This is a genomic window from Siminovitchia sediminis (genome assembly GCF_042680885.1).
GTDB lineage: Bacteria > Bacillota > Bacilli > Bacillales > Bacillaceae_C > Siminovitchia > Siminovitchia sediminis.
In genome coordinates this window covers 1-1,044 of sequence record NZ_JBHUEO010000064.1, presented here as the reverse complement: position 1 = coordinate 1,044, position 1,044 = coordinate 1, and the positions used below count along the sequence as shown (strand labels likewise).

2 protein-coding genes are annotated in these 1,044 nt (G+C 43.8%); both read left to right on the top strand.

What is annotated here, in order from left to right; all coding sequences use genetic code 11:
• Positions 1 to 237 (top strand): hypothetical protein (locus ACFSCZ_RS16205; protein ID WP_380775348.1); only part of this gene is annotated, 237 nt, incomplete at its 5' end.
• Entirely contained in the window at positions 221 to 685 is a 465-nt protein-coding gene (locus ACFSCZ_RS16200; RefSeq protein ID WP_380775345.1) for a hypothetical protein, read from the top strand. The genes ACFSCZ_RS16205 and ACFSCZ_RS16200, both read left to right, overlap by 17 nt.
• Positions 686 to 1,044: the final 359 nt, after the last annotated feature.

Below are 1,044 nucleotides of genomic sequence, written 5' to 3'. Positions count from 1 at the left end.
ACACTATGGTGGCTGTTTCTTTGTTTTGACATCATTCACTTACCTCCGGGAAAATTGCGTTATGTCGTATTTCAGTATAAACCATGTGTCCATTATAAGGGGGTCAACCACAGGCACGCCCCGGAATTTGTCGAATCCCTTGAAAAAAGCAGCCTGTTCTTGACACCCGCCTATTTGAATATCTTCATAATAGAAAGAGCTTTTTCAAGGGGTGTGGCTGTTGAGAAGGGGGTTTAGGAGAAGGAAACCGGTTTGGGTCAACCCGCTGCTAATGGCCTTGCTCGCACTCGCTCTGATTAAGTGGTTATTTTTCGGTCCGGACATATCGGCAGACAAGGCAGTTGATGAGTTTTACCAGTATGAGCAGGAAGGGAACTTCTCTCAGTCATGGGAAATGTTCCATCCGTATATGAAAGAAAAGTTTTCTAAGGGCCATTATTTACAGGATCGGGCTCATGTCTTTTTTAACCATTTTGGAGTAGAAACGTTTGAATATATGCTCGGTGAACCGGAAAAAGTGGAAAATTGGCAGCCTGCCGACGAAGGGCCGGAGTTGGAGGTTGTGTATAAAGTGCCTGTAACTCAGGTGTATGAGGGAAAGTACGGAAACTTTATATTGATTCAGGATGTGTATGCAGTCAAGGATGAGGAAGAGTGGCTGATTTTGTGGGATTATAATCGGTGAGATGATAAAAAATTGAGTGTCACGAGCACTTGTAAACCGTGCGAAGTAAGAAAGGTTCGGGCTGGACCTTTCTTCTTTAGTAATCCTGCTTTTTAGTTAGCCCGGCATGGCGCAATCCATAGGGCTTGAACGTGAAGGAAAAACAGTTAACCTGAAGCAAGCGCAAGCTGCCAGGGATATTTAAAAGTGATTCGCATCTAACCCTAACTTTTCAATTCGACAAATATCGGGGCGTGCCAGTGGTTGACCCCCTTATAATGGACACATGGTTTATACTGAAATACGACATAACGCAATTTTCCCGGAGGTAAGTGAATGATGTCAAAACAAAGAAACAGCCACCATAGTGTCGAAACTAA